Origin of the sequence: Mitsuaria sp. WAJ17, from assembly GCF_014174515.1 — a bacterium.
Classification (GTDB): Bacteria; Pseudomonadota; Gammaproteobacteria; order Burkholderiales; family Burkholderiaceae_C; genus Roseateles_B.
In genome coordinates, this window is the sequence record NZ_JACJUG010000061.1 from 1 (window position 1) to 5,897 (window position 5,897).

6 protein-coding genes are annotated in these 5,897 nt (G+C 71.0%); 4 read left to right on the forward strand and 2 right to left on the reverse strand.

The window, feature by feature from the left end; genetic code table 11:
* From H5407_RS23100 to H5407_RS23110, 3 genes are all read left to right on the forward strand, one after another.
* The coding region (locus H5407_RS23100; protein WP_183106843.1) for a D-arabinono-1,4-lactone oxidase at positions 1 to 1,298 on the forward strand (1,298 nt) is incomplete at its 5' end.
* Positions 1,291 to 2,586, forward strand: coding sequence for an alanine racemase (locus H5407_RS23105; RefSeq protein ID WP_310737695.1), 1,296 nt, complete (start codon positions 1,291 to 1,293; stop codon positions 2,584 to 2,586). The genes H5407_RS23100 and H5407_RS23105, both read left to right, overlap by 8 nt.
* Before the next feature lie 167 nt (positions 2,587 to 2,753).
* On the forward strand, positions 2,754 to 3,284 hold the full coding sequence (locus H5407_RS23110; protein WP_183106844.1) for an outer membrane beta-barrel protein: 531 nt from the start codon (positions 2,754 to 2,756) through the stop codon (positions 3,282 to 3,284).
* Between the two features lie 52 nt (positions 3,285 to 3,336).
* On the opposite strand, the gene H5407_RS23115 is transcribed toward H5407_RS23110, so the two are convergent.
* Together H5407_RS23115 and H5407_RS23120 are read right to left on the reverse strand one after the other, a co-directional pair.
* Positions 3,337 to 3,771, reverse strand: a complete 435-nt coding sequence (locus H5407_RS23115) for a universal stress protein (RefSeq protein WP_183106845.1) — start codon at positions 3,769 to 3,771, stop codon at positions 3,337 to 3,339.
* 131 nt (positions 3,772 to 3,902) lie between these two features.
* Positions 3,903 to 4,406, reverse strand: coding sequence for a hypothetical protein (locus H5407_RS23120; RefSeq protein WP_183106846.1), 504 nt, complete (start codon positions 4,404 to 4,406; stop codon positions 3,903 to 3,905).
* Between the two features lie 173 nt (positions 4,407 to 4,579).
* Here H5407_RS23120 and H5407_RS23125 point away from each other — a divergent pair, with 173 nt between their 5' ends.
* The gene (locus H5407_RS23125) at positions 4,580 to 5,815 is read left to right on the forward strand and encodes a patatin-like phospholipase family protein (protein ID WP_183106847.1); all 1,236 of its coding nucleotides are present in this window, start codon (positions 4,580 to 4,582) and stop codon (positions 5,813 to 5,815) included.
* The last annotated feature ends 82 nt before the right edge of the window (positions 5,816 to 5,897 follow it).

Genomic DNA, 5,897 nt, shown 5'->3' on the forward strand with positions numbered 1-5,897 from the left:
CGCCCTTGGCCGCCCAGGCGCCGCGCGCCTGGCAGAACTGGTCCGGCCTGCAGCGCTGCGAGGCCGCCTGGCTGCTGCCCTCGTCCGAGGAGCAGCTGGCCGCCAGCCTGCCCGCGCTCAAGGGCCCGCTGCGCTGCGTGGGCGCCGGCCACAGCTTCACCGCCCTGGTGCCCACGCCGGGCACCCTGATCTCCCTGGACCGTCTCAGCGGCATCGTCGAGGTGGACAAGACCGCAATGACCGTGCGCGTGAAGGCCGGCACCCGGCTGGGCACGCTGGCCCGCGAGCTGGATGCGCAAGGCCTGGCCCTGCACAACCAGCCCGACATCGACGTGCAGACCCTGGCCGGCGCCCTGTCCACCGGCACCCACGGCACCGGCCTTACCCTGCCGGCCCTGCATGCCGAGGTCCAGGCCCTGCGCCTGCTGACGCCCCAGGGCGAGCTGAAGGAGGCCAGCCGGCTCAAGGAGCCCGAGCTCTTCGATGCCGCCCGCGTCTCCCTGGGCGCCCTGGGCGTGATCACCGAGTACACCCTGCGCGTCCGCCCCCGCTACATGCTGCGCCGCAAGGTCTGGCTGGAGCGCACCGAATCCCTGCTGGAGCGCGCGCCGGCTCTGGCCCGCGAGAGCCGGCATTTCGAGCTCTACGTGCTGCCCTTCACCGGCTACGCGGCCGGCATCACCCACATCGAGGTGCCCGAAGGCGCGCCCCAGCGCCCGCCCAGCGCCGACGAGAACGTGCTGGCCGACCTGCAGAAGCTGCGCGACTGGCTGGGCCGCTGGCCGCAACTGCGGCGCTGGGCCGCCGCCAAGCTCATCGACCCGGCACAGACCGAGCATGCGCTGGACTGGTCGCACAAGCTGCTGTCCACCGCGCGCCCCACCCGCTTCAACGAGACCGAGTACCACCTGCCGCGCGAGCAGGGCCTGCCCTGCCTGCGCGCCGTGCTGGCCGCGCTGGAGAGGCGCGACGAGGTCTTCTTCCCCATGGAGTTCCGCTGGGTGCGAGCCGACCATGCCTGGCTGAGCCCCTTCTTCGAGCGGGACAGCTGCTCGGTAGCCGTGCACGCCAAGGCCGGCGAGGCCCATGACTACCTGCTCGGCGAGATCGGGCCGGTGCTGCAGCGCCACGGCGGCCGCCCGCACTGGGGCAAGTTGCACACCCTGGGCGCACACGAGCTGGCCGCGCTGTATCCGCGTTTCCAGGACTTCCAGCAGCTGCGCGCGCAACTGGACCCGCACGGCCGCATGCTCAACAGCCATCTGCAGCAGATCTTCGCAGGAGCGCCCCGTGCCTGAGACCTCCCAAGCCCACCGCTGGAGCCGCCGCCGCTGGCTGGGCGGCAGCGCCCTGCTGGCCACCGGCGGCGCCTGGCTGGCCCGCCCCGCCGATCACGGTGGTCCTGCAGAGCCCTACTTCCAGGGCCTGGGCCGTGCGCTGCAGGCCCAGGCCCTGGCCCAGGCCCGGCTGGTGGTGGACCTGCCCCGCCTGCGCACCAACCTGGCTCGCATCGGCAGCCACCAACGCAAGACCGGCATGGCCCTGCGCGCCGTGCTGAAGTCCCTGCCCTGCCTGCCCCTGATGGACGAGGTCGCCAGCGCCTGGAGCAGCCGCAAGGTCATGGCCTTCAATGCCGCCCAGACGGCCGCCCTGCTGCAGGCCCGGCCGGACGCCCAGGTCCTGCTGGGCAAGCCCTTCCCCGTGGCCGCCGCCGCGCAGTTGCTGGGCCAGCTGCCGCCGCAGCGCATCGCTGCCATCGAATGGCTGGTCGATACCGAGGCGCGCCTGGCCCAGTACCGCCAGCTCGCGCAGGCCCGGGGTCAGGTCTTGCGCATCAACCTGGAGATCGACGTGGGCCTGCACCGCGGCGGCTTCGAGGACGAGGCCGACCTGGGACGCGCCCTGGCGAGCTTCAAGTCCTCCCCCGGCCTGCAGTGGCGCGGCTTCATGGGCTATGACGCTCATGTGGCCGCCCTGCCGGACGTGGCGGGCATGCGCAGCACCGCCTGGGGAACGGCCCGCCAGCGCTACGAACGCGCCTGGGCGCTGGCGCAGCAGCTGCTGGGTCCGCAGCGCAGGCAAGACCTGACCCTCAACACTGCCGGCTCACCCACCTTCCGCCTGCATGACGGCCAGGGCGTGCCCAACGAGGTTTCCGTGGGCTCCGCCGCCCTGCTGCCCTCCGACTTCGACAAGCCCCTGCTGTCCGACCTGCAGCCCGCCGTCTTCATCGCCACGCCCGTGCTCAAGGCCTGGCCGCGCTTTCGCCTGCCCGAGGGCGCGACCTGGCTGAGCCGCGCGGCCCAGGCCTGGGACCGCAACCAGGCACGCGGCTACGCCATCCACGGCGGCCACTGGCTGGCCGACCCGGTCTCCCCGCCCGGGCTGCAGGCCAGCGGCCTCTACGGCCCCAGCTCCAACCAGCAGGTGATGGTGGCCAGCGACTCGGTGGAGCTGCAGGCCGACCAACTTGTGTTCTGGCGGCCCCGCCAGAGCGAGGCCCTGCTGCTGCAGTTCGGGGACCTGCTGGTCTACGACGGCGAGCGCATCACCGACTCATGGCCCGTCCTGCCGGCCTCCGCCTGACCCCCCCTATGGGGTGTGGCGCGGACGCCGATGATTTCCGTCATGGCTCGCCCGCCCATGCCTAGAATGCGCGCACCTTGCATCCGGTCCAACCCTTGGGCCGGCATGCCAAGGCCGGCGGCACAGCCTGCCGGCAAGACAAGCAATCAACGCACTGAGGGAATCTCATGAAGAAACTGATGGCCCTGGCCATGGCCGCCGCATTCGCCGCTCCCGCCTTCGCTGGTGACTTCTACGCTGGCGCCGACATTGGCCGCGGCAAGATCGACGGACACACCGAAGTCATCGGTGGCACCACCGTCACCATGGCCGACTGGAAGGACACGACCTACTCCATCTTCGGCGGCTACCAGCTCAACGAGACCCTCTCGTTCGAACTGGGCTATCGCAGCATGGGCAAGAACACGGTCTCCGTGGGCACCAAGTCCGTTGAAGTGAAGGGCTCGGCCATCCAGGCTTCGATGCTGGCTTCGCTGCCCGTGGGCAATGACTTCAGCGTCTTCGGCCGTCTGGGCGTGAGCTCCTTCAAGGCCAAGGCCAGCTACAACGGCAACAGCAGCAGCAGCAGCGAGTCCAAGGCCCTGGTGGGCTTCGGCGTCCGCTACGCCGTGAGCAAGGAAACCAACATCCGCGCCGAATTCCAGAAGCTGGCCTCCGACGCCAGCGCTCTGACCGTGGGCGTGGACTTCAAGTTCTGATGTCCTGAATCAGGATCTCTGATTTGAAAGCCGGGCCTGGTGCCCGGCTTTTTCATTTGACGATCAGCACCGCCACCGGCGACAGCGTCAGCACCTTCTGCGCCACGCTGCCCAGGATCACCGCATCGAGCCCGCGGCGGCCATGCGAGCCCATGATGATGAGGTCCGCCCCGCTGGCCCGTGCCTGCTCCACCACCGCCACCGCCGGGCCGTGCTCGCGCAGGATCAGGCCCTCGAAGGGCACGCCAGCCTCCTCGGCCTGCTGGCGGGCCTGGGCGATGCCCTCGTTCGCCGCCTGCTCCGCGGCCTCCAGGTAGTAGGCCAGGGCCTCGCCGCCGCCTTCCGGGAAGGCCACGAAGGGCACCGGGTCGATGACGCTGACGGCCTGCAGGGTGGCGCCGTAGCGGCGCGCCATGTCCACGGCCACACCGCAGGCCTTGAGGGCGGTGGCAGAGCCGTCGGTCGGGAAGAGGATGCGCTGGAACATGGGGAGCTCCTGGGGCTGTTCAGAGGGTTCGGGGCGCCGGCTGCAGCCGGCAGGTGTCATGCCGAGCTTAGCCCTGCTGCGGCTCGCGCCCAAGCAGTCCACGGCCACAAGCCCGCGTCGATTGACTCAGCTCAAGCCCGGCCTGGCAGCGCTGCCGAACGCACGCGCTGCACGCACAGCTGCAGCAGGCGGGCATCGCTGCTGGCGCGGTGGCGATCGGGGCGCAGCTCCTCGCGCAGGGCGCGCAGGCTGCAGTCCCAGCCGCCCAGTTCCTGCTCGCTGAGCAGGGTGCGCACGTCCTCCAGGCGGAAGGCAGGGTTCAGCTCAGCCTCGTCGAAGAGTCGGGCCAGCCAGGGGTAGTCATGGGCCCAGCCGTCGCAGTAGACGGTCTGGCCGGCCAGGCGGCGGTTCAGCTCCGCGGCCACCCAGTCCACCGGACGGCCATGGCTTTGCAGCAGCTCGCGACTGATGCCATGAAGGGTCTCGGCGGCAGGGTCCCAGTGCCGCCAGTCGGGCGCAGGCCGGACCAGGGTGCAGAACAGGGCGCCGGCAGGCTCCACGAAACCGATCTCGATGGGATAGCTGCCGCGGCCGAAGCCGGAGGCTTCCACATCGAGCATGGTGGGCAGCTGCATGGCGTGGCGGGCAAGGGGGAATCAGCGCAGTGTAGGCCGCCGGCCGGCCGCAAGCAGTGCGTGGAATCACCGGATCCGGGGGACGCTACGTGCAAGCCAGGAGTCCCGGCGGTGGCGCGTCGGTGTCCAATGGCCTTTTCCCAGCAAGGGCTGCGGCAAGCCCCGGCAAGACCATGCACGACTTTCCCCTGACCGGACTGGTCCTCAGTGGTGGCGGCGCACGCGCGGCCTACCAGGTCGGCGTGCTGCAGACCCTCGTGCGGCTGCGGCGCGAGGCCCAGGGCGAGGGCAGCGGCGGCAGCAATCCCTTCGGCGTGATCGTGGGCACCTCGGCCGGGGCCATCAATGGCACGGCCCTGGCCTGCGGGGCGGACCAGTTCGACGGCGCGGTGGAGCGGCTCGCCCACGTCTGGCGGAACTTCCGCGCCGAGCAGGTCTACCGCAGCGACTCGCTCGGCGTGGCCGGCAGCGGCGCGCGCTGGCTGACCATGATGTCCTTCGGCTGGGCCATGGCCCGGCTGCGCCCGCAGTCCCTGCTCAACAACGACCCGCTGCAGGACCTGCTGCGCGAGCTCGTGCCCATGGACCGCCTGCCCGCCGTGCTCGGGCGACGCCATCTGCATGCCCTGGCCGTCACCGCCTCCAGCTACAGCAGCGGGGAGCACGTGACCTTCTATCAAAGCGCGCGACCCATCGATCCCTGGGTGCGCTCGCAGCGCCTGGCCGTGCCGACGCAGCTCAATCACCAGCACCTGCTGGCGAGCTCCGCGATTCCCTTCATCTTCCCGGCCAAGCAGCTGGTCAGCGAAGCCGAACACGGCTGGTTCGGCGACGGCTCCATGCGCCAGAGCGCACCGCTGTCGCCCGCCATCCACCTGGGCGCCAAGCGCCTGCTGGTGATTGGCGCCGGGCGCATGCACGAGCCGCAGGGCCGCCGGACGCCCGACCAGGGCTATCCCAGCCTGGCCCAGATCGCAGGCCATGCGCTGTCCAGCATCTTCCTGGACGCGCTGGCGGTGGACATCGAGCGCATGCAGCGCATCAACCGCACGCTCTCCCTGATGCCCGCCGAGAGCCGCAAGTACAGCCCCCTGCAACCCATCGACGCCCTGGTGATCTCACCCAGCCAGCGCCTGGACGACCTCGCTGCCAGGCATGTGGAGGACCTGCCCAAACCCATCCGCCTGCTGCTGCGGGCCGTGGGCGTGCAGCAGGGCCAGGGTCAGGGCGCGGCCCTGGCCAGCTACCTGCTCTTCGAGGCGCCCTACACCCAGGCCCTGATGGCACTGGGCGAGCAGGACACCCTGGCCCAGAAGGAGCGCGTGCTGGCCTTCTTCGGCTGGGACCAGGCCCCGCAGCGCGCGGGGCAGACGCAGCCGCAGGCGGCGGCGCTGGCCGCCGGGCGCTGAGTCAGTCCGGCAGCGAGGCAAACAGCGCCTGCGCGCTGCGCCCGACCTGGCGGGTGTCCCACCAGGCATAGGCGCCCACACC